The organism is Pseudoalteromonas sp. SG43-6 (assembly GCF_014164365.1).
In the GTDB taxonomy this organism is placed as follows: domain Bacteria; phylum Pseudomonadota; class Gammaproteobacteria; order Enterobacterales; family Alteromonadaceae; genus Pseudoalteromonas; species Pseudoalteromonas rhizosphaerae.
This window is the reverse complement of the sequence record NZ_JACJEZ010000016.1, coordinates 42,729-63,530: the sequence shown is the minus strand read 5'-3', so window position 1 is coordinate 63,530 and position 20,802 is coordinate 42,729. Positions and strand designations below refer to the sequence as shown.

The following is a 20,802-nucleotide window of genomic DNA, read 5'->3' as shown; positions in this document are numbered from 1 at the left end:
CATATTCATCCTCACCACACTGTGCTGCCAGTGATTTCTCGCTTATGACCTCGCTCTTTACAGAATTGATTTCCCGATATAAAACTGACAAAGAAGTTGCTATAACTACTATCAACTCTTACGGTAGGGTTGATGTAAGTTGCTGTAGATAAGCTTTTTGTTGAGCCCGATGTGTGTTCAACACTAGTTGTTGAACTGGCAAAAGAAGTATTCGATTCTACATTGATTTCGTTAACATTTGCAGATACTCCTAAAGATAGAAAAGTTGCAATTAGGCTAGAAAAGTATAATGTTTTCATTTTTTTTGATTCCTTTTAATAAATAAAATAATACACAATACATCTGACTATAAAATGCGAAATGATTATAAATCTTGTTTATTGCATTCTTATTAACTTACTTATGTACAGATAGTCAGTTTCATATTGCAAAAAAATAGCAACAGATGAATCAGTTGGATGTCAAAAACACCGGTCTTTTACAATGATGCACAATAATCATAACTATTAGAAATATGATTATTGACTCAAGATGAAAAAATTTTATGTTCTATGAGTAACACTGGTGTTGCCTCGATCACAGTGCTAGATTGTTCGTTCTAAAAATTAAATCTCACGCAATGAATTTTAATTTTTAACGTATTAGGTATTTCTTATGACTCAAACAGTGGAACAAACAATGAAAAAAGTAGGATTGGTCGGATGGCGGGGCATGGTTGGCTCAGTGTTATTAGAGCGTATGCAACAAGAAAATGATTTTGCTCATATCGATACTACTTTTTTTACTACCTCGCAAACCGGTAAGCTTGGCCCTAATTTAGCAGGTCCTGCAAAACCATTACTTAATGCAATGGATTTTGAATCGCTGGCAAACATGGATATTATTATTACCTGTCAAGGTGGCGATTATACCAAAGCTGTGTATCCACAATTACGTGAAGCAGGTTGGGACGGCTATTGGATTGATGCGGCATCAGCACTGCGTATGAGCGATGACAGTATTATTGTACTTGATCCGGTCAATAAAGATGTGATTGAACAAGGCCTTGAGCAAGGCGTTAAAACTTATGTGGGTGGTAACTGCACAGTTTCATTGATGTTATTAGCGCTGGGTGGTTTATTTGAGCAAGATTTGATTGAGTGGGTTAGCCCAATGACTTATCAAGCAGCCTCAGGTGCCGGTGCTCGCAATATGAAAGAGCTAATCGCGCAAATGGGCTCTATTCATGCAAGTGTGGCTGACAAGCTCGCTGATCCACAGGCCGCTATTTTAGAAATTGATAAACTAGTCACGCAGCAGATTGCCTCAAGCGATTTACCGCAAGAACAATTTGGTGTGCCGTTAGCAGGCAGTCTTATCCCATGGATTGATGTGCCAATGCCATCAGGTCAATCTAAAGAAGAATGGAAAGCGCAAGTTGAAGCGAACAAAATTTTAGGTTCATCTAAACAGCCTGTGCCTATTGACGGTTTATGTGTACGCATTGGTGCAATGCGTTGTCACTCACAAGCAATGACGATTAAACTACGTGAAGATATTAGCGTCGAGAAAATAGAACAGATTTTAGCCTCACACAATGAGTGGGTTAAAGTTATCCCTAATGAGCGTGATATCACTGCTACAGATTTAACCCCAGTTAAAGTAACTGGTACATTAAGTATTCCTGTAGGGCGTATTCGTAAATTAGCCATGGGACCTAAATTCATTAGTGCTTTTACCGTTGGCGATCAATTATTATGGGGTGCTGCAGAGCCGCTACGTCGTATGCTACGCATTATTGTTGATAATAAATATTAGTTTATTGGCTGCCATTTATTACAGTTAATATGGAGGGCTGGCAATGTGCCAGCCCTTTTACTGTTGTCTTTTTGCACCGCTTTAGTTTTGTCACTGCTTAGTTAATTTAGTGAGATTGTTTCTTGCTGGATACTCAATAGCTTACTATCTTTATGGGAGTATCTATTTGGCCTCCTATATATGAATATATCAAAAAAATTAAAACTATCTTTTGCCTCCGCCATCGCCTTACCTCTTTTTATTATTGCAGCACTTGTTATCACGCAAACAAGAGAGCAAGCTATTGATAATTTTGCGCAAATGAGCGAAAGAGAAGCACGGCAAATAGATAATGGTATCGCTATATTTTTTGCCGAAATAGAAAAAAATGTTGATTATCTAGCTTCCCATCAAATGGTCTTAGCTGCCAAGCAAGATGTCAAAACTCATGTAGATACAAATAATTCGGTGATGCTAAAACATCTCCAAGGCAGCAGTGTTGAACGTGCCGCATTTCAACAGTTTGATCACTTCGGCCAAACTCACCCAGGGCTTGCTTATATTTATATGGGTAATGAACAAGGTGGTTATATTCAGTGGCCAGCGGGAGAAGTTAATGCTAATTATGACCCACGATCTCGACCTTGGTATTTAACAGGTAAATCTGCAAGTGGTAAAACGGTTCGCACTAGTGCTTATTATTGGGCAGCTGACGACATGGTTATAGTCTCTACTGTAAAAGCAATAAAAGATAATGGACAAATTATCGGTGTACAGGGAATGGATGTTTCTTTGCAAGGACTGACAGAAATTATTGCTAATATTAAGCTGGGTGAAACTGGTTACTTAATGCTGATCGAAGATACGGGAAACATACTTGTTGATGTTAAAAATGAAGATTTTCGTTTTAAACGTTTAACTGATATTGCGGGTGGGAAATACAAGCAGTTAGCGGCTAATACCCAAGGTCAGTTCGAAATTGTTATTAATGACAAAGATTTTATTGCCAATATTTATACTTCAGCTAAGTTAGGCTGGAAATTTATTGGCTTAGTTGAAAAGTCAGAGGTGATGAGCGCCGCAAACACCATGACCGTTACAATTTTAATTATTAGTGCGGTGCTAATTATTGTATTCATTTTAATCGCAAGTTATATCTCAAAAGTAATTTCTTCACCTATAGTTGAAGTCAGTGATGGCCTGGCTGAAATTGCGCAAGGCGGTGGTGACCTAACTCGACGGCTCACGATAAAAACTAAAGATGAGACGGCAAAGCTTGCCAATAGTTTTAACCTATTTTTAAACTTGATTGCTGATTTAGTAAGACAAATCAACGAGTGTGCATTAGATGTAAGCGGTACATCAGAGCAAACTTCTACACAAGCATCGCAATTAACTCGTTCTACCTCCCAACAACAACAAGCACTGGAAATGGCGGCAACTGCAATTAATCAAATGGCTGCGACAGCCAACGAAGTAGCTTCAAGTTGTGCTAATGCGGCAGATCTGGCTATGCAAACGCAACAGGCATCGGAGATAGGTCAAACAGTGATCACAGAGACCGTTCAAAGCGTGGTTGTTTTGAGCGAAGTGATAAGTAAAGCAACGGATGATATATCGCAACTTGACACTGAAAGTGAAAATATCATGTCAATTTTAGGCGTTATAAGAGGCATTGCTGAGCAAACTAATTTGCTTGCTTTAAATGCTGCAATAGAAGCTGCTAGAGCGGGGGATCATGGTCGTGGTTTTGCTGTCGTTGCAGATGAAGTACGTGCATTGTCGAAACGTACGTCTGAATCCACTGAAGAGATTGCTACGCAATTAGACAAATTACGTAGCATGTCTGGCCAAGTCACTACTGAAATGAAACGCAGTTTAGACAGCACTAATAAAACGGTTGAACTATCCCATGCTGCACAGCTGCAATTTACGGAAATAACAGCGTCTATTGTTAATATTAGTGACTTAAATACGCAGATAGCAACCGCTGCAGAAGAGCAGCAGCATGTCGCTGAAGATATAAATCGCAATGTTATAGAAATCAAAAATGCGGCTGATGATGTTAGTGAAATTGCTGCCAATACCAGTAATAATGGCGATAAATTAAAAACCTTATCACACGTTCTTACTGATCTAGTTGGAAAATTTAAAGTGTAGTAATAACAGTGGCTAAGAATAAAATACAAGCTGACAATACCGCTCATTAGTCTTCAATGCGAATACTCCAGTCAGCTTAATAGCCGATTCTATTTTTTTCCGGTATTAACTTGTTGGTATTTTTTGCGGATTAAAATTCAAACCTTGTTGTTTTATATGCTCGGTATAGTGGTAGGCCGATAATGGTTTTGAAAAATAAAAGCCTTGAAATTCTTTACATCCCATATTTGCCATAATTTCAACTTGTTGTTGTGTTTCAACTCCCTCAGATACGCATTTTATACCTAGCTCATCACACATGACGTGAATTGCTTTTACTAAGCTCTTTTGCCTTGTTGAGCTTGTAACTTGGCTTATTAGCGAGCGATCAAGTTTTAGCTTATTTATAGGATATTCGGCTAAGCGCGCAATATTTGAATAGCCCACACCAAAGTCATCAACAGAAATTGTGAATCCCCATGATTGTAGGTTTTGCATTAGCGCCAAGGAATATTCTTGGTTTGCTTCTAATGACGTTTCGGTCAGTTCTAATTCAATTTGACTTGGTTTGACATTAAAGTCCGCTAAGTATTTTACTAATTTTGACATGAAATCGCTTTGGCCAAAATCAAGCAATGATATATTTATTGCAACAGGCACTAGTGGAATTTCATCTTTGCTCCAAGTTGCAATTTGAGTACAGACTTTTTGAATTATGAGATCTGTGAGTCGGCTGATCATCCGGTATTCCTCTGCGATAGGAATAAACACCGCAGGTGATACAACACCAAGAGTTTTACTGTTCCAGCGTGCTAATGCTTCAAGTCCAATGCACTTGCCGTCATGTGTTACTTTAGGTTGATAGTGTAACTCTAACTCGGCGTTATGAAGTGCTTCGTCTAATAACATTGATATTTCATGTTTTTCTAAAAATGCTTGTGAGCGTTTTTCATCATAACCATTAATAGGGCGATGATTATCAGCAAGTTTTAATGCCTCTATTGCGTTGTTTAATACAGTAGCACTGCTTTTTCCTTGTCTTGGAAAGTTAGAAAAACCAAATAAAAACGACTGTTGGTATTTTCTGCCCCGCATTATATAAGGTTCATCAAGCGCATGTTTAACTTCGTTTAAAAGCTTATACTCTATTTTGTTAGCTGAGCTTGTAGTTATTATAAATGCTAATTTATTATTACCTACATGAGCGCACAGAACGAGGTCTTCATTAGAGTCTTTTAAGCGCTTATAAGCTGATACTAAATGTGCTTTTGCATCAGCTTTACTGTATTTGAGATTTAAATATTCATTATTTGCACTCTGGGTGATCACAATATAGAAATCACCTTGGTACTTTGCTACAAATCTTTCACACTGAAGCTCAAACCATTCTCTATTGGGAAGGTGTGTTTGACCATCGCTGTAACGTAAACGTTTGTTTTCTTGCTCCATTGCTAATAAGTTTTGTTTTATTTGATGTTGTTCAGTGCAGTCATCAAAGCGCAGCACACAATAATCAGAGTCAGTAACTTGCTGGTAATGTACAGTTTTATAGGTGTTTTTATATTTAAATACTTGGTTCTTTTGTGGGTTAGCTGCAATCACAAGATTAGGTAATAATTTATCGAGTTTAACTGTGCTGTTTTTAACTGTTGCTTTGAAATCAAATAACATTTTCGCTTGACTGTTAAAATCTATAACGGTGTTTTCACTATCGATAATTATTTTTGCAATACTTGATTCAGTAAAAAATGTTCTATAAAGCTCATTTTTTGCTGCTAGATGACTATTTGATTCTGCCATGGTTTGATTTAAACGTTTAGCTGCAACTATGGTGCGTGCAACCGCAAGCGGAATACAGATATTAAAGATTAAGAATAATAATCCTGATATATACCAGTCTGAATTTGGTAGTTGCGTATTTATGGAGGTAAGAGATGAAATATCAATGTTGTATATTATAAAATAAAAAGGCACGATATTTAGAATCGCATAACTTAGCGCGGTTCTCACACCTAATAGCCCGAACTCAGGTTCCAAGTGCACCAAACCTTAAACCACTAATTAATAAAGACTTCTTCAGCTGTCTGATAATTTAGTATTTTCCTTGGGCGAGTATTAATTTTCATTACAACCTCTTGGAGTTGTTCATTAGTTATAGTTGAGAAATCTGTTTTCTTTGGGAAATAACGCCTGATCAGACCGTTTGTATGTTCATTTGTTCCTCGTTGCCACGAACAATAAGGATCAGCAAAGTAAATAATAAAATCTAGTTCTTCTTCCAAGGCTTTAAATTTCGAAAATTCTTTTCCATTATCCAAGGTCAGAGTTAACTGTTTATGCTCTGGAATCTCTTTAAACATCTCTACTGTAGCCGTATTGAATGACTCAGCTTGCTTAGTCTCTATTTTTTGCGCGATTAAATATCGAGAGCTACGGTCAACATGGGTCACAAAAAAACCAGAGCCCTTTTTGCCTTCAATTAAATCACCTTCCCAGTCACCTATTCGGCTTCTGTCTTCGACTATTTTTGGTCGTTCGCTAATACTTACTCTATTCTTAATTTGCCCACGTAAATCGCCATATTTACGTTGTTTACGTCTTTTTTTATGCCTCTTCGCTAAGTCTTTGTATAGCTCTCCACCTGCTTTAAAATCCTTAATCACCCATTGATAGATTGTTTCATGGCTGACATGCATTAATTCATCTGACGGGTTATCCTTCTTAAGCCGACCTGCTATAGCATCTGGAGACCATCCCATTGCTATCTTACTCAGCACAAGCCCGTACAGTGCCTTATTGTTTCTTTTTCTTGCATGCCTAGCGACCTTCCTTCTTGCCATCGCTTTTTCGTGCGCTGCCTCATCGAAATAATCATAGTAGGGTGGCTTATTTCGCTTAACTTCACGCATGATAGTTGTATGGTGTCGATTTAATAGTTTACCAATGGATCGGCAGCTTTCGCCACTGTTGAATCGATAGTAGATAGCTTTTCGTTCGAAACTGTTAAGATGTTCGTAAGACATTCTGAATTCCCTCGATAATGAGTTTGGTCGCACTTACTACATTAGCAAATACTTCAGAATGTCATATTTATTGGTGGGTTATGGTCAGTGGTGCACTTGCATAATGAATTCGGGTAGCATCAACGCAATGATAGGACAGGCATACATATACATAGAGCCTATTTTTGCAAGGTTGATATCTGTTAAAAAGAGATTAATTGAGATTGTTGCAGCAACAATACTGAGTAGCAGCGCATGGGCACATAAAGTAAAGCATTTACGGCTAGCTAGAAGTAAGATAGCCATTGTGACAAAAAAGCTCGCGCAAAGCACAATTACATGGATTAAGTTGAACTCAATTGCGGCGTTTAAAGTATCGCAAAGCACTGCAAAACATAGAATAACACCAGCTGCTAAAATAATGCGTAATGCACTGATACGCCAGTTAGGTATTCTAACATTTGAATTAACGTGATCTGATAATAAAAAGTATCTTCTGAAGTAATGCATTATAATTGGTGTAAATTTATCATATTTTTATTAGACCATTGATAAATAGCTAAAAGCAATAATTTATTAGTTTTAGATTTTACACTAGGAATAAATGCTTGGTTTATCGGCTGACTACAGATGAACTTAGTTATAATTGCACTAGCACCTAAGCTTTTATATTCTTAGGTGCTAGTTTATCAATACTTAGTTTTTGGGCTTTAATAGTGTTTTTAGTTCTGCTATTTGTGCCTTCAGCTCATTGATTTGTCCTTGGGTTGCCGGCAAGGAATCTACATCGGCTTGCTCTTCACGGGCATTGCGATGCTCCTGTGACATAACTTCTAGAATAGCGCCTACCATCATGTTTAAAAATACGAAAGCAGTTAAGAATATAAAAGTAAGGTAGTAAATCCAACTTAGTTTATAGACAGCCATAGTTTCGTACATGACGTCGGTCCAATCTTCAAAGGTTGCTATTCTGAACAGAGTCAACATTGAGATTGATACATCTCCCCACAGAAATGGATTTATCTCAGAAAATAACATGCTGCCAGTTGCGGCATAAATATAGAAAATAACAAACATTAACAGCGCAATATAGCCCATTTGCGGTATGGCTTTTAATAGTGAATTAACCAACAAACGTAGTTCTGGCACCATAGAGACTAAACGTAGTACGCGGAATATTCGTAGTAAACGGGCTATAAAAATGGTCGAACCTGCAGCAGGATATAAACTGCCAATGACGATTATAAAGTCAAAGATATTCCAGCCTTTGCTAAAAAAGTCTTTTAAGCCTTTACTTGCAACATAGCGGATAATTAGTTCTATTAAGAAAAACACCGTGATGCCCACGTCCATCCAATGTAAAGCAAATTCAACAGTGGGGTGTAACGAATAGGTGTGTGCACCAACGGTGAGCGCTGATACAACAATAACGGCGATAACAAATGATTGAAATATTTTACTTTTATCGATACGCTGGAACAGCTTTTGTAACTGCGACAACATCATAATTAGCCCTTAACGGTTATAGATATAAAACGTTTGCAATATACAGCAAAATCGTCATGGATGAATTACTTTTCCAGCTTAAAATGTAAGGAATTTTTAATGCTTTTCAATAGGCTAAAATGGGTTGTAAGTGCCTCAGCGGTACTGTTTTTAACCGGCTGTAGTTCAGATGCACGCTATCACGAAATTCAAGCTGCCCGTTTAGGTGAATGCAGCTACATGGCAGATAAAGAATATCATGAATGTATAAAGCGCCAAGAAGACGGTTACAAAAAATTTAAAAAGCAGCAAGACATAGTTCCAGAAAACGACTCAAGCCAAGAGCACACCAGTAAAAATGACTAGAACAGAAAAATTGTTAGATAAAGCACTTCGTAATACTCTAACCATCGCTTGTGAAAATATAAAAGACAAGCACGCTGGTTTTAGTTACTTAACGCATACAGTCAATTTAAAAAAACCAAGTAATAGCTTGCATATAAGTTGTTTTTTTATTGATGAATTAGCACTATTAGAGGCAAACAATGAGCAACAATTGCCTTTAATTGAAGCGCAAATTAAGCAGCAGCTTGCGCTTATAAACATCAAGCCACAAGCAATTAATTTTTCATCATAGTTTCGTTTTTAAGGTAAAATAAGTTTTTTAAACACTGCTTTGCGTTAAGAAATAACCGATAGTAGCGATGACGCACTTGAAATTCAGGCTTTTCATTTGTGTAACTATTTGATCATTAACAGAGTTCACTTAAGAGCTAAGCGATGATGTGAAATGACATGTCAATAGTTGCAAAAAAGACAATAACTCAGCGCGTATTTTTCGCTCTCGATTGATTTATTAATACTGTATTGATTGGTTATTTTAAGTAGAATGCTCAGTTTAGACAGGGTATGTGATTTAGTGTAATGGCTACTTATTCAAAAAATTTTATAGCTAAACGACTTAGTTTCGTTAGTTCCTATTTCAATTCAGCTATTATTATAAATCTTATAGTTGCTGTTTTTGTTATTTTTAGTGGCATTAATCAAAGTGACTCTGTAGGAAAGTTGTATTGGTTTTGTATTCTTATTTTCGTATTTTCACTGCGCATTTTAAATCATGTTTTTTTAAGTAATGACAATAATATAAAGTACCATTGTTACTTTATTGGTGTATTTTTAACTGGTTTGACTTGGGCTGTGTTCCCAATATTATTTTTTGAAGATATGCAGATGTCAGAGAAATTTGTCACGCTGGTTGTTTTTAGCTCATTAGCAGGGGGAGCTGTCAATGTTCTGTCCTCCGATATTCGCTCAGCCTTCAGCTATATTACTTTTTTGCTTATCCCATTTAGTATATTGCTTTTATTTCAACCAGACGATAATGAAAATGTTTTAGGCATATTGGGAATTGTATTGTGGTTTATTTTGTGTTTTGTCAGTGCAATACGCGCAGCTAAAGATGTAAAAACCTCAATTAATAATGAAATTAAGCTCGATTTATTTATCCATAATCTAGAAAAAGAAGTGCAAGTTCGTACTGAGAAAATAATTAATTTAGAGCAACGTGATAATTTAACTCAATTATTTAACCGGGGGAGCTTTTTCTCTAATGTCGATCTCGATTTAGCTCAAAATATCAATAACATTAAAGCTGTTCTATTTTTAGATATGGATGACTTTAAAATACTTAATGATAAATATGGTCATGAGTTTGGAGATTTTGTTCTTGCTGAAACTGGAAAACGTTTATTATCGATAGAAAAAAAACGGGAAATGATTGCTTGTAGGTGGGGAGGGGACGAATTTATTCTTTATTCGTGTCACGCGAGTAAAGCTGAGCTGATAAGTAACACGACAAAGCTTGTTGATAATTTAACCCAGCCTGTCGTTAAAGATAACCTGAATATTAGACCCTCCTTTAAAGTGGGCTTGTTTTACACTCGCACAAACTTTGACCTTACTCAAGCTATCAAATATGCTGATGTTGCAATGTACGAAGGTAAAAAAAATCGCAATGAAATTTCAATATTTGATGAACGTATGATGCAAGCTCTTAATAGAGAAGAGATGTTACGTAGATCAATTAAAGAGAGTGTTGAACAAGGAGGCTTTCATCTTTGTTATCAGCCTATTGTTGATATAATCGATAATAAAATAATTACTTTCGAAGTGCTGTTACGTTGGCATTTAAATGATGAATTTATTCCCCCTTCAGAATTTATCGACATAGCAGAACGCTATGGCCAAATTAACTTTTTAGGGGAGTTTGTTTTAGAGCAAGCGATTGCAAGTTTGAGTAAGTTAAACAAACTCGACAATACGACTGCACTATCAATCAACGTATCTGTACTGCAACTTGAAAGTCATGATTTTATTATATTTTTAAAGAATTTATTAAATCGGTATTGTGTTAACACAAATAACATACATTTAGAAATTACAGAAACTATAATGATTAAAAATTTAGTCTATTTATCTAAAGTTATCACACAATTAAAAAGCATTGGCGTACGTATTTCTATTGATGACTTTGGCACTGGGTTTTCCTCGATTTCTGTTTTAAAAGAACTTTCTGTTGATTATATAAAGATAGATAAATCTTATGTTGATAATATTTGTGAGCACTCAAAAGATAAAAGTATTGTTTCAGCAGTGACTAAAATGTCGCATATGATTGGTTGTAAAGTGATAGCGGAAGGTGTGGAGCGTAACGATCAGTTAGCTTTATTAAAAGGTTTAGAAGTTGATAGCTATCAAGGTTATTTATTTAGTAAACCAGTTAAATTTGAACAGGTGCTTGAACTGCTTAGATGAACTTAGGCTTAAGTGATACCTATAAATTTACCAGCATGATTTTGCGGTTATTATCAGTGCAACTAAACCTGAAAAAATGATGATTACGGTGCTTTAGTTTGGTATCAAGATGACATACAGCTATAATCCAACAAAATAGTAAAAGAGATCCATTATGGCAGTTCCTACTCGTTCACAAATCACCCCTGGCACCGAAGTTAATATCGTTTTAAAACAAGATCAGCGTAGCGGCACATTAACGCAAGGTGTTGTTGAGCGCCTTTTGACTAAATCACCCAATCATCCGCATGGTATTAAAGTGCGCTTAGAGGATGGTCAAGTAGGGCGAGTGAAAGAGATTTTGTCATGAGTGCACTTACTTTAAGCGAATTCTGGCAATTAGTTACCGTTGCAGATAGAACCGCAGAGCCAGAATCAGTCAGTGAACGTTTAAAAGGTTTACTTACAGATTTAAGCGATGCACAGCTCATTGAATTTGATAAGCAATTTAGCATTTGTATGCGCCAAAGTTATACTTGGGAGCTATTCGGTGCTGCGTTTGTAATGGCCGGTTGCAATGATGAATACGGTTTCTCAGAATTTCGTTGTTGGTTAATTTCTCGTGGTGAAGCAGCTTTTAATGCTGCGCTTGAAAATGCTGATTCTTTGGCTGATTGCACACCTGTTTATCATTTAAACGAGCAGCCTTATCCTTACTTAGATGAGTATGACTTGATCGCTGGTTTATTATATGAACAGCGTAATGAAGACGAATTACCCTTTGCTCCTTCAGGCCTTGATCAACCCAAAGGTAAGCGCTTTAAAGATAAGCCTAAATTTTTAAAGTTGGCATATCCGCAACTATTTGCTAAATATTGGCAGTAACATAATATTAAAAACCAACCATGACTCAGTATACTGGCTGGTTTTTATTTTAATCACCGTAGCTATGCTATGCTGAGTATATAAATCAATAAATGTCAGGTATTTAATGCGCTATCGTAAAGTATTACTGTGTTTAGTGTCGGCTTTTTTAAGTACAGTTGTCAGTGCTAAAACTGAGCTGCCAAGTAATAAGAGTCAGTTTATTAATTTATTCAATACTAAGGTTGGTAGTTATCAATTGGTATCAGGTGAGGCTAAAATGTGTGCTGGTGGACAGTTAGCATGGCTTGATGCAAATGAGCCTGATCTTGGCTTTAAGCTCGGTGATGAAATTATTTTTAATAACTTACACCATGGCACACAAACGAATAAAGTCGCTAACTTTTGTTTGGTCACTACTAAGTATAAATACACCACGCAAAGCATTACCATGTCACTACGCCATACTCGCTGTGAAAACGAGATAGATAATTTAGACACGAGCCAAACGCTGCGTTTTATTTCGCCTACAACGCTTGCGTACAGTGTAGAGAGCAGTAATGTTCGTTGTCAGTTTGAACTACAACTTTAAATTTAACGATAATGTGAGTTTTTTATAAATCACAACTTATTTTCGGTAAATGCTGCCAACGCGTTGTGTACTGAGGCGATAAAAATGCACGCTTCATATGCCATGCTTGGCTTTGTTGTTGACTTGCCAGAGTTAGCGTATCGCAGCCGTATCGCTTATTAATTGAATCTAAACACTCCATTAGTTTTATATTGTCTTGGCTAGGAGCAAATAGGTCGGGTTGTTGAAACTGTTGTGAACTAAGCTCGAGTGCACCCACACCACATTTATAAAAACGGACGTTGTGTTGATATAGCTGCGTAAATATTTCGCTAATTGCTTTAGCAAATACACGGCTATCTGCGCTAGATACGGGTAACTCATACACTAATGATTTTTTATAGTAATGTGACTCATGGGGCGAGCTTGCCACAAATAGTAACAGGCGTTTAGTTAAGGAGCGTTGCTGACGTAGTTTGCGAGCGACAATAATACTGTGATTGATCAACGCTGTTTTTAATGCAACCGGATCAGTTAAACGTTCACCAAAACTACGGGTCGAAAAAATTTCACGCTTATCTTGGCGTACATCATCCCAATTTAAACACACAATGCCATTTAGCTCATTAACTGTACGCTCAAGCACGACGCTAAATAAACGTTTCATACGTTGTGGTGTTTGTTTGGCTAAATCAAGCGCGCTGTTAATGTTAAGTAGTTTGAGTTTTTTAGCTAAACGTCTGCCAACGCCCCATACATCAGCTACATCCATCGCGGCTAAAATATGTTGTCGTGCTTGTTCGCTATCAATCACTGCAATTCCATTAAAACCGTTGAGCTTTTTAGCAGCATGATTTGCGGCTTTTGCCAATGTTGGTGTAGGGCCAAAGCCAACTCCAACAGGGAGTTTTGTTTCGCGCCAAACTGTGCGACGAATTAACTGGCCATACTGATGCCAGTCATTAATGAGTGGGGTAAAGCCGTTAAACTGCAAAAATGCTTCATCAATCGAATATACGTGTTGGGTGTCGCAAAAACGGCTGATCACATTCATCATTTTATCGCTTAGATCCGCGTACAACTCATAATTAGATGAGCGAATAACCACCTTATGTTTGGCCAGTAAATGTTTAACTTTAAAGTAGGGCTGAAACTTAGGGATATTTAAGCGCCGTGCGATAGGACATATCGCACAAATGCAGCCATCGTTATTGGTTAATACTACAACAGGTTTTGAACGGATCGCTGGATCAAATACTTTTTCAGCGCTGGCGTAAAACGCCACTGCATCCACTAAGCAATACATTGGCGCAGCTCAGCACTAGAGCGATGTAATCGAATCGAACGAGTAACCACACCTTCTAATTGAAATTCATCACTATCAGTCAGTTGCACTGGGGGATATAAGTCCGATGCAGAGAGTAGCCGTGCATTAGTTTTATCTAATAATTTACAAACAAATAAACCATTTAAGTTAGCTACAATGACATCACCATTTTTAGCTTCTTCGGCGCGATCAACCAATAATAAATCGCCGTCAAAAATACCGACCTCTTGCATTGAGCAGCCGGATGCCACACCAATAAACGTCGCATCGGGGTGTTTGATCAATAGCTGATCCAGTGATAAACCAAGTTCTTTATACTGAGCAGCAGGTGATTCAAACCCGCATACGCCCGCTTCGATATAAATAGGAATAACAAACATAAATAATTAACCAAACACATGCACTGTATAAGTGTACAGTATATGTGTTTTAGTTAACTTATGCCAAGTAATGAAGTTGCGATCACTGCATATTTTTAATCATTTTTTGAGCAGTATCTAAAAAGTCATTGATTTGTTGAGAGTTTAAGTTTTTGCACATTTGCTCATTAACATGCTGTTCGGCGTTTAATAGTTTGTCATAAAGAGCATGACCTTCAGAGGTAAACGATAAGATAAAGCAACGCTTATCGTGCTCACTGGCATCTTTGTCAATCAGATTTAATGTAATTAATTCTTTAACTAAGCGTGCAATTTGCGCTTTATCGCGCTGGGTTTGATTCACAATATCGTTAGCAGTGCAGTGAGTTGTCGCTGCAATAATATGTAGACAACGCACATGCATTGCGTTTAACCCAAGCTCACCTGCATTAATGGCTTCGCGTATGGTAACGCGATAATTTTGCATTAAAGCAAATAATGTATTGGCCAATGAAGAGTTCATAATAAATCCATAATGGTTGACAATGTCAATTAAATTGCTATAGTTGATTTTATCAACCAATGGGGCGTTGTGCAATTAAACACGTAAATAAATCTTCTGAGGAGATCAAAATGAGTAGAAAAGTACGTCGTGCAACCGTAATAAGCACAACAGCGATAGCTCCGCATTTAAAGCGTCTGGTTGTTGGCTCAGATGAGTTTCATGATTTTCCTGCGGATCAACAAGGTGCGTACGTAAAAGTACTATTACCACATGCTGGACAAGATGAGGTTGAAATTGACCTCAAAGCCGCTAACCCTGCACCTAAGCGCTCATATACAATCAGAGCTATAGATACTATTAACCATACAATTACGCTTGATTTTGTCGTCAATCAGCATCGTGGTATCGCAACTGATTGGGCTAAACAAGCAAAGCCTGGTGATAAACTCGCAATTGCAGGCCCTGGCCCTAAAAAGCTAGATGATTTTAGTCACTCGCAGTATTTGATGATTGCTGATTTAACCTCAGTTAATGCTATTAACGGGTATTTACAGCAACTACCTGAAACAGCAGATGTTGATGTGATCATTCATGTTACTGACTCGCAGGATGTTATCGAGCTCGATACAATCAAAGCACACAGCAAGCACACTATAAATTGGTTAATTACAATGCAGCCGCAAATAGATGTGGTTGATCAGGCTTCAGTGCTATTGAATCAATATACGCAAAAACCATTGATTTTCATGGCGCTAGAAGCTGCTATTGTGCGCACCATTAAAGATTTAGCGATTGATAAATATGCAATACCGCGTGAGAAGATTGTCTGCTCAGCGTATTGGAAGCAAGGTGTTGATGCAGATGGCAAGCTAACGGTTTAATCACATTATTAGCAGCAAGTAAGGGAATTAGAGTGCATACCCATGAGAGGAAGTTTACTTAAACAAAATAAGCGTCTCACAGCACTTACTTTAGAATAAGTAAACTTAGGTATGCACTCAGGTTCGGTGTCGAGACGTTAAAGAGTGTTAGCCAATCGATTTAAATATTTAACCATTCTAGCGGGCTAAATAAAGCGCTCACTGTATTAGTAGTTTTTGATGTAGAGCAAGAAAAAATAGCTAAGCCTTTATTGTGTGTTTGATTGTCGCAATGTCTATCTCGACAATTGCTCCACGCTTTTGGATCACTTGGGCGGCCAGTAAATTACCCGCTTGTGCACATTGTTTTATAGGTTGCTCTGTGAGCCACTGCGCTAAAAAGCCGGCGTTAAATGAGTCACCTGCGGCGGTAGTGTCGATCACTTTTTCTACAGCGACAGTATTAAACAGCTCGACTGAAATTGAATTGTCAAGGTGTTTTTTACTGTATTGGCAGCCATCTGCGCCGAGTTTTACAACGACCTCGTGAGCGCCTTGTTGGTGCAAACGCTCGGTACATTGCGCAACATTACTATCTCCCCATAATTGTGCTTCATCGTCAAAAGTCACTAATGCTAAATCGGCTAGTGCGTATGCTTTATTATTGGCAAGGTGGCAGTGCATCTTGCTTGACCATAATGCAGGGCGATAGTTGCTATCATAAATAATTTTTATCCCTTGCTGTTTTAGTAACGCTAAATGGCTGAGTAAAGTATGGCAATCTTGCTCTGCTAAAATTGCCAGCGAGATCCCCGATAAATAAATAGCATCAACTTCGGCAAGACTGGTTAGTACTTTTTTAAAATCAGCATGTTGCAATAAATATTTAGCGGCTGAGTCGCTACGCCAATACTGAAAAGTACGCTCCCCTGACACATCGTTTTGAATCATATACAAACCCGGTTGTTTGTTATGACTGAGCAGCACATTGTCAGTATTAATATGGTGAGCTTGCCATTTTTCAATCAGTGCACGACTTAGTGGATCAGTGCCCATGGCACTGACGTAATTGACGTTTACTTCATTGCCTGCGAGTTTTTTTAAGTAAATGGCGGTATTCATGCTATCGCCGCCATAATTTTGTTGCATGGCAGTAAATGGTTGGCCGCTAAGCTCAACCATACATTCGCCAATAATTGCGATGGACTTAGCTGTCATTTATAACGTCACTCCTTTTTTCCAAATAGCGACTTCACGAATGTCGTTTATTTCATTGCAAGTTGGCTGGCCGTTTACGATGTTGACTAGCAGTTCAACAAACTCCCCGTGGACTTGCTCCATTGAGACATCGTTAATTAAAACGCCAGCGTCAAAATCTATCCAGCGTTTTTTCTTATTGGCAAGTTCTGAATTAGTAGCAATTTTTAACGTTGGCACAAATCCACCATAAGGCGTACCGCGACCAGTGGTAAATAACACCATATGACAACCTGCAGCACCAAGTGCGCTGGTGGCAATAGGGTCGTTACCTGGTGCATCCAATAGATTTAATCCAGGTATTTGCAGGCGCTCACCATAGTGCAAAACCGCTTGTACTTTGCTGGTGCCGGCTTTTTGCGTACACCCTAACGATTTATCTTCTAAGGTAGTGATCCCGCCTTTTTTATTACCTGGCGACGGATTTTCATAAATCGGTTGATTATGAGCTTTGTAATAACCTTTAAAGTTATTAACCATGTTAACGAGCTTGTTAAAGGTTTCCTCGTCTTTACAGCGCGACATTAATAAAGTTTCAGCGCCAAACATTTCAGGTACTTCGGTTAATACCGTTGTGCCACCTTGAGCAATTAAATAATCTGAAAAATAACCCAGCATCGGATTCGCCGTGATACCAGACAAACCATCGCTGCCACCACATTCAAGGCCAAACTTTACTTCAGATAAAGTACCTGGTTGACGTTTATCTTGTTTTACTTGGGCATAAATTTGTTCAAGTAGCGCAACGCCTTCTTCAATTTCGTCATCGGCTTGTTGGGTGATTAAAAACTTAATGCGGCCTTCATCGTAATCCCCTAAGCCATCACGAAATGCCGGTAATTGATTATTTTCACAGCCTAAGCCAACGACTAAAGCGCCACCCGCATTTGGATGCAGTGCCATGTTTTGTAGCAGTATCCGTGTTGTATCTAAATCATCACCGAGCTGAGAGCAGCCAAACTGGTGAGGAAACGCATAAATGCCATCAATTTCTAATTGTGGATGACGCAGTTTAAACTCTTTGATCATTTGGTTGATCATGCCATTGACGCAGCCTACCGTAGGGATCAGCCAGATTTCATTACGAATGCCAATTTCACCGTTTTGTCTACGATAAATATTTACTTCAGGCGAAGGGGTCGCTTCACTTTGTTCAATAAACTCAGGAACATACTGATAATCCAGTTCATCATTGAGGGTGGTTTTAACGCAATGGGTATGCACCCAACCGCCTTTTTGAATATTCTCTAGGGCAAAGCCAATGGGGGCACCGTATTTAATAACATTCTCTTGTTTATTAATATCGCGCAGCGCCACTTTATGGCCTTTATCAATGTTCTCATTGACTAAGATCTCTTCGCCATCAACGGGCAATATTTCACCAGCGGTGATATTACGCATTGCAATGGCAACATCATCAGTTGGGTGTAGTTTAATTAATGGTTTCATATTATTGGCCTAACTGGTTAGTAAGCGTAGTTGCTACACCTTCAGTGAGCATATTACGTAGGTGAGCTGTAACGGTGGCAGTTAATTCAGGAAGTCCATTTAAATCACTTTCCCAATGCCATTGTGCCCCTAGTACTTGTTCAACAAGCGTGTTTAAGGATAGGGTGTTGTTATCAAAGTCATGCCACAGGGTATTAAATAGTTCTAACCATTGTGGGGCATCGCTCAATTCAATTTGCTGCTCATTACGTAGGCCTTTATACATCAAAATTTGCCCTGCAATAGCCAATGCCATCATATTCGGTACGGCGTTATTTGTTTTCACATAGGTGTGCAACTGCGGCAAAATACGGGTCTTAAATTTAGTCATACTGTTGAGTGAAATAGCCAGTAATAAATGGCAAATATACGGATTTCTGAAGCGGTTCAGTACATCATTGGCAAAGCGCTTTAATTCATCTTCAGGTAAATCAAGAGTGGGAATAATTTCAGCAAAGATTAACTGGGTTAAGTATTTTTCAAACAGAGGGTCGGCCAGCGCATCGCCCACAGAATCAATGTTCGCCATGTAAGCTAGTGGCACTAAAGCCGTATGAGCACCATTTAAAATACCGACTTTTTGTTGTTTGTAAGGTGAAATATCATCAACAATTTTTATATTTAGATCACTGTCTTGCAAGCATAATAATTCAGCTAGATGCTGCGGTCCTTGAATAACAAACAAGTGAAAGTACTCAGCGGTCACCATAAAGTTATCTAAATAACCTAACGATTCTTGTAGTTGTTGATGCTCATCACGGGGGAAGCCAGTGACAATACGGTCAACTAAGCTTGAGCAAAAGTGGTTAGCTTCATTCAACCAGCTTGAAAACGCCTCAGGTAGTTGCCAAAGTTGGCAGTATTGAAACACGATTTCTTTGAGTTTCTCGCCGTTGTAGTCAATTAACTCACAAGGGATGATCACCATGCCGCAGTCAGCTGAGCCGTTAAAGTGATTAAAGCGATGGAACAACCACTGCGTTAATTTAGCTGGGAATGCTTTAGCGGGAGCGTCATCAAGTCTATCAGTATCAATATATTCAATACCAGCTTCAGTGGTATTTGAAAAAATAATTTTCAGATCCGGATTCTCAGCTAATGCCATATAACGCGGAAAATCTTTATAGACAGGAATTTCTTCATTGATTGAACTAATAATACGGTGATCGGCGACGGTTTCACCTTGCTCGTTTAAGCCACGAATAATAGTGGTATACAAACCATCTTGAACATTAAGTAAAGGAATTGCGTCATAATCAATAGGGCGGATCACCGCAACGCCGGCGTTTAGATCACTTGTTTCATTGAGTTTATCAATTTGCCAATCGATAAATGCACGCAAGAAATTCCCCTCACCGTATTGCATTATTTTTGTTGGGTATTTGTTTTTATTAAAGTTTTTTCTATTCAGTGCTTGCATAATATGAACCTATAAACGTTATATGGGCTGATTGATATTTACATCTTAGCTATATTTGCCACCGGTGGCAAATAATATTTGACAAATTGCCACCGGTAGCGAAGAATGGGTATTAACAAGTTTAGTCAATTCAATTTACATTGAATTAGTAATTACGTAATAAACACTTTATACAGGAATTTAAAATGACAGCCACTTTGTTTGATCTAACTTCAAAAACGGCACTCGTCACCGGTGCAAGCCGCGGACTGGGTCAACAAATTGCACTGGGTTTAGCAGCTGCTGGCGCCAAGGTTATTTGCAGTAGTAGTAAAGAGCACGGCTGCCAAGCAACGTGTCAGATGATCAAAGAGCGCGGTGGTGAGGCGTATGATTATGCAGCTGATTTGAGTAATACGGATTCAGTGAATGCCTTAGCAGCTACAGCCTTAGCTAATCATGGCGGTATTGATATTTTGGTTAATGTTGGCGGCACAATATTTCGCAGCCCTGCGGTGGATTACCCGTATGAGCAATGGCAGAACGTGATGAAAGTAAACCTTGATGCCAGTTTTTTATTGGCCCAAGCGGTTGCGCCAAACATGATCAAACAAGGGTTTGGCAAAATAATTAATATTGCCTCAATGCTGTCATACAGCGGCGGTATGACAGTCCCAGCATATACCGCGAGCAAACATGCGGTAGCGGGTCTGACTAAAGCGCTGGCAAACGAATGGGCGCAACACAATATTCAGGTTAATGCTATTGCGCCAGGTTATTTTAGAACCGATAACACCCAAGCATTACAAGATGATGCCGCTCGTAATAGTGAAATTGAAAAGCGTATCCCTGCGGGGCGTTGGGGTGAAGCAGAAGACTTAATTGGTTCAGCCATATTTTTATCATCAACAGCCAGTGACTATGTCAATGGCCATATTCTCGCGGTTGATGGTGGCTGGTTAGCACGATAATTTTTA

The 20,802-nt window shown here is 38.3% G+C and carries 21 protein-coding genes; 11 read left to right on the top strand and 10 right to left on the bottom strand.

The genetic code is table 11. The features are described 5' to 3' along the window. Window positions 1-11: 11 nt before the first annotated feature. Window positions 12-299: a hypothetical protein gene (locus tag H5201_RS08835; RefSeq protein WP_182784284.1), complete on the bottom strand. Its 288-nt coding sequence runs from the start codon at window positions 297-299 to the stop codon at window positions 12-14. Window positions 300-654: 355 nt separating this feature from the next. On the opposite strand from H5201_RS08835, the gene asd reads away from it, so the two are divergent. Next, window positions 655-1,797 carry an aspartate-semialdehyde dehydrogenase gene (asd, locus tag H5201_RS08830; RefSeq protein ID WP_182767344.1) on the top strand — a complete coding sequence of 381 codons (1,143 nt, stop codon included), beginning with the start codon at window positions 655-657 and terminating at the stop codon, window positions 1,795-1,797. Window positions 1,798-1,977: 180 nt separating this feature from the next. After that, window positions 1,978-3,936 carry a methyl-accepting chemotaxis protein gene (locus tag H5201_RS08825; RefSeq protein WP_149980254.1) on the top strand — a complete coding sequence of 653 codons (1,959 nt, stop codon included), beginning with the start codon at window positions 1,978-1,980 and terminating at the stop codon, window positions 3,934-3,936. 105 nt (window positions 3,937-4,041) lie between these two features. Here the strand turns inward: H5201_RS08825 and H5201_RS08820 are convergent, their stop codons facing one another. Together H5201_RS08820 and H5201_RS08815 are read right to left on the bottom strand one after the other, a co-directional pair. Further along, a complete protein-coding gene (locus tag H5201_RS08820) occupies window positions 4,042-5,952 on the bottom strand; it encodes a bifunctional diguanylate cyclase/phosphodiesterase (RefSeq protein WP_259399673.1) in 1,911 nt (636 codons plus the stop codon). Between the two features lie 20 nt (window positions 5,953-5,972). Continuing rightward, a complete protein-coding gene (locus H5201_RS08815; RefSeq protein WP_182784280.1) occupies window positions 5,973-6,938 on the bottom strand; it encodes an IS30 family transposase in 966 nt (321 codons plus the stop codon). 103 nt (window positions 6,939-7,041) lie between these two features. On the opposite strand from H5201_RS08815, the gene H5201_RS08810 reads away from it, so the two are divergent. Next, window positions 7,042-7,392 carry a hypothetical protein gene (locus tag H5201_RS08810; RefSeq protein WP_182784278.1) on the top strand — a complete coding sequence of 117 codons (351 nt, stop codon included), beginning with the start codon at window positions 7,042-7,044 and terminating at the stop codon, window positions 7,390-7,392. A 221-nt stretch (window positions 7,393-7,613) separates the two neighbouring features. On the opposite strand, the gene H5201_RS08805 is transcribed toward H5201_RS08810, so the two are convergent. Then, window positions 7,614-8,420, bottom strand: a complete 807-nt coding sequence (locus tag H5201_RS08805) for an ion transporter (protein WP_182717347.1) — start codon at window positions 8,418-8,420, stop codon at window positions 7,614-7,616. 102 nt (window positions 8,421-8,522) lie between these two features. Between H5201_RS08805 and H5201_RS08800 the strand changes: the two genes are divergently transcribed. The 6 genes from H5201_RS08800 (at window position 8,523) to H5201_RS08775 (ending at window position 12,651) form a co-directional block, all read left to right on the top strand. Beyond that, window positions 8,523-8,768 carry a hypothetical protein gene (locus H5201_RS08800; protein WP_182717251.1) on the top strand — a complete coding sequence of 82 codons (246 nt, stop codon included), beginning with the start codon at window positions 8,523-8,525 and terminating at the stop codon, window positions 8,766-8,768. Next, the gene (locus H5201_RS08795; RefSeq protein ID WP_182767346.1) at window positions 8,761-9,039 is read left to right on the top strand and encodes a hypothetical protein; all 279 of its coding nucleotides are present in this window, start codon (window positions 8,761-8,763) and stop codon (window positions 9,037-9,039) included. Before H5201_RS08800 ends, H5201_RS08795 begins: the two co-directional genes overlap by 8 nt. Window positions 9,040-9,326: 287 nt before the next feature. Further along, entirely contained in the window at window positions 9,327-11,216 is a 1,890-nt protein-coding gene (locus tag H5201_RS08790) for a bifunctional diguanylate cyclase/phosphodiesterase (RefSeq protein WP_182784276.1), read from the top strand. A 154-nt stretch (window positions 11,217-11,370) separates the two neighbouring features. Next, window positions 11,371-11,565: a YwbE family protein gene (locus H5201_RS08785; protein ID WP_145239148.1), complete on the top strand. Its 195-nt coding sequence runs from the start codon at window positions 11,371-11,373 to the stop codon at window positions 11,563-11,565. Beyond that, window positions 11,562-12,080, top strand: coding sequence for a DUF4240 domain-containing protein (locus H5201_RS08780; RefSeq protein ID WP_145239146.1), 519 nt, complete (start codon window positions 11,562-11,564; stop codon window positions 12,078-12,080). Before H5201_RS08785 ends, H5201_RS08780 begins: the two co-directional genes overlap by 4 nt. A 106-nt stretch (window positions 12,081-12,186) precedes the next feature. Beyond that, entirely contained in the window at window positions 12,187-12,651 is a 465-nt protein-coding gene (locus H5201_RS08775) for a hypothetical protein (RefSeq protein WP_182784274.1), read from the top strand. A 22-nt stretch (window positions 12,652-12,673) separates the two neighbouring features. Here the strand turns inward: H5201_RS08775 and H5201_RS08770 are convergent, their stop codons facing one another. The 3 genes from H5201_RS08770 to H5201_RS08760 all read right to left on the bottom strand — a co-directional run bounded on the left by H5201_RS08770 (window position 12,674) and on the right by H5201_RS08760 (window position 14,839). Continuing rightward, window positions 12,674-13,936, bottom strand: a complete 1,263-nt coding sequence (locus H5201_RS08770; RefSeq protein WP_182717255.1) for a Y-family DNA polymerase — start codon at window positions 13,934-13,936, stop codon at window positions 12,674-12,676. Beyond that, entirely contained in the window at window positions 13,924-14,337 is a 414-nt protein-coding gene (locus H5201_RS08765; RefSeq protein WP_145239137.1) for a LexA family transcriptional regulator, read from the bottom strand. The genes H5201_RS08770 and H5201_RS08765 overlap by 13 nt, the downstream gene beginning before the upstream one ends. 82 nt (window positions 14,338-14,419) lie before the next feature. After that, entirely contained in the window at window positions 14,420-14,839 is a 420-nt protein-coding gene (locus H5201_RS08760; RefSeq protein WP_182717256.1) for a MarR family winged helix-turn-helix transcriptional regulator, read from the bottom strand. Window positions 14,840-14,949: 110 nt separating this feature from the next. On the opposite strand from H5201_RS08760, the gene H5201_RS08755 reads away from it, so the two are divergent. Next, entirely contained in the window at window positions 14,950-15,702 is a 753-nt protein-coding gene (locus H5201_RS08755) for a siderophore-interacting protein (RefSeq protein ID WP_182761038.1), read from the top strand. 240 nt (window positions 15,703-15,942) lie between these two features. On the opposite strand, the gene H5201_RS08750 is transcribed toward H5201_RS08755, so the two are convergent. Genes H5201_RS08750 through H5201_RS08740 form a run of 3 tightly spaced genes read right to left on the bottom strand, consistent with a single transcriptional unit; the run spans window position 15,943 to window position 19,846 of the window. Beyond that, the gene (locus tag H5201_RS08750) at window positions 15,943-16,899 is read right to left on the bottom strand and encodes a sugar kinase (RefSeq protein ID WP_182757742.1); all 957 of its coding nucleotides are present in this window, start codon (window positions 16,897-16,899) and stop codon (window positions 15,943-15,945) included. Beyond that, a complete protein-coding gene (locus H5201_RS08745) occupies window positions 16,900-18,387 on the bottom strand; it encodes a UxaA family hydrolase (RefSeq protein WP_182717259.1) in 1,488 nt (495 codons plus the stop codon). It abuts the gene before it with no gap. A gap of 1 nt (window position 18,388) precedes the next feature. Further along, a complete protein-coding gene (locus H5201_RS08740; protein ID WP_182784272.1) occupies window positions 18,389-19,846 on the bottom strand; it encodes a tagaturonate reductase in 1,458 nt (485 codons plus the stop codon). A 185-nt stretch (window positions 19,847-20,031) separates the two neighbouring features. Between H5201_RS08740 and H5201_RS08735 the strand changes: the two genes are divergently transcribed. Further along, complete coding sequence (locus H5201_RS08735; RefSeq protein WP_145239119.1) at window positions 20,032-20,796, top strand: SDR family oxidoreductase; 765 nt, start codon at window positions 20,032-20,034, stop codon at window positions 20,794-20,796. The last annotated feature ends 6 nt before the right edge of the window (window positions 20,797-20,802 follow it).

What these genes read in the sequence shown, in the direction of transcription:
- H5201_RS08835 (WP_182784284.1), bottom strand. Translation starts at nt 299, where the DNA reads ATGAAAACATTATACTTTTCTAGCCTAATTGCAACTTTTCTATCTTTA.
- asd (WP_182767344.1), top strand. Translation starts at nt 655, where the DNA reads ATGACTCAAACAGTGGAACAAACAATGAAAAAAGTAGGATTGGTCGGA.
- H5201_RS08825 (WP_149980254.1), top strand. Translation starts at nt 1,978, where the DNA reads ATGAATATATCAAAAAAATTAAAACTATCTTTTGCCTCCGCCATCGCC.
- H5201_RS08815 (WP_182784280.1), bottom strand. Translation starts at nt 6,938, where the DNA reads ATGTCTTACGAACATCTTAACAGTTTCGAACGAAAAGCTATCTACTAT.
- H5201_RS08810 (WP_182784278.1), top strand. Translation starts at nt 7,042, where the DNA reads ATGAATTCGGGTAGCATCAACGCAATGATAGGACAGGCATACATATAC.
- H5201_RS08805 (WP_182717347.1), bottom strand. Translation starts at nt 8,420, where the DNA reads ATGTTGTCGCAGTTACAAAAGCTGTTCCAGCGTATCGATAAAAGTAAA.
- H5201_RS08800 (WP_182717251.1), top strand. Translation starts at nt 8,523, where the DNA reads ATGCTTTTCAATAGGCTAAAATGGGTTGTAAGTGCCTCAGCGGTACTG.
- H5201_RS08795 (WP_182767346.1), top strand. Translation starts at nt 8,761, where the DNA reads ATGACTAGAACAGAAAAATTGTTAGATAAAGCACTTCGTAATACTCTA.
- H5201_RS08790 (WP_182784276.1), top strand. Translation starts at nt 9,327, where the DNA reads ATGGCTACTTATTCAAAAAATTTTATAGCTAAACGACTTAGTTTCGTT.
- H5201_RS08785 (WP_145239148.1), top strand. Translation starts at nt 11,371, where the DNA reads ATGGCAGTTCCTACTCGTTCACAAATCACCCCTGGCACCGAAGTTAAT.
- H5201_RS08780 (WP_145239146.1), top strand. Translation starts at nt 11,562, where the DNA reads ATGAGTGCACTTACTTTAAGCGAATTCTGGCAATTAGTTACCGTTGCA.
- H5201_RS08775 (WP_182784274.1), top strand. Translation starts at nt 12,187, where the DNA reads ATGCGCTATCGTAAAGTATTACTGTGTTTAGTGTCGGCTTTTTTAAGT.
- H5201_RS08770 (WP_182717255.1), bottom strand. Translation starts at nt 13,936, where the DNA reads ATGTATTGCTTAGTGGATGCAGTGGCGTTTTACGCCAGCGCTGAAAAA.
- H5201_RS08765 (WP_145239137.1), bottom strand. Translation starts at nt 14,337, where the DNA reads ATGTTTGTTATTCCTATTTATATCGAAGCGGGCGTATGCGGGTTTGAA.
- H5201_RS08760 (WP_182717256.1), bottom strand. Translation starts at nt 14,839, where the DNA reads ATGAACTCTTCATTGGCCAATACATTATTTGCTTTAATGCAAAATTAT.
- H5201_RS08755 (WP_182761038.1), top strand. Translation starts at nt 14,950, where the DNA reads ATGAGTAGAAAAGTACGTCGTGCAACCGTAATAAGCACAACAGCGATA.
- H5201_RS08750 (WP_182757742.1), bottom strand. Translation starts at nt 16,899, where the DNA reads ATGACAGCTAAGTCCATCGCAATTATTGGCGAATGTATGGTTGAGCTT.
- H5201_RS08745 (WP_182717259.1), bottom strand. Translation starts at nt 18,387, where the DNA reads ATGAAACCATTAATTAAACTACACCCAACTGATGATGTTGCCATTGCA.
- H5201_RS08740 (WP_182784272.1), bottom strand. Translation starts at nt 19,846, where the DNA reads ATGCAAGCACTGAATAGAAAAAACTTTAATAAAAACAAATACCCAACA.
- H5201_RS08735 (WP_145239119.1), top strand. Translation starts at nt 20,032, where the DNA reads ATGACAGCCACTTTGTTTGATCTAACTTCAAAAACGGCACTCGTCACC.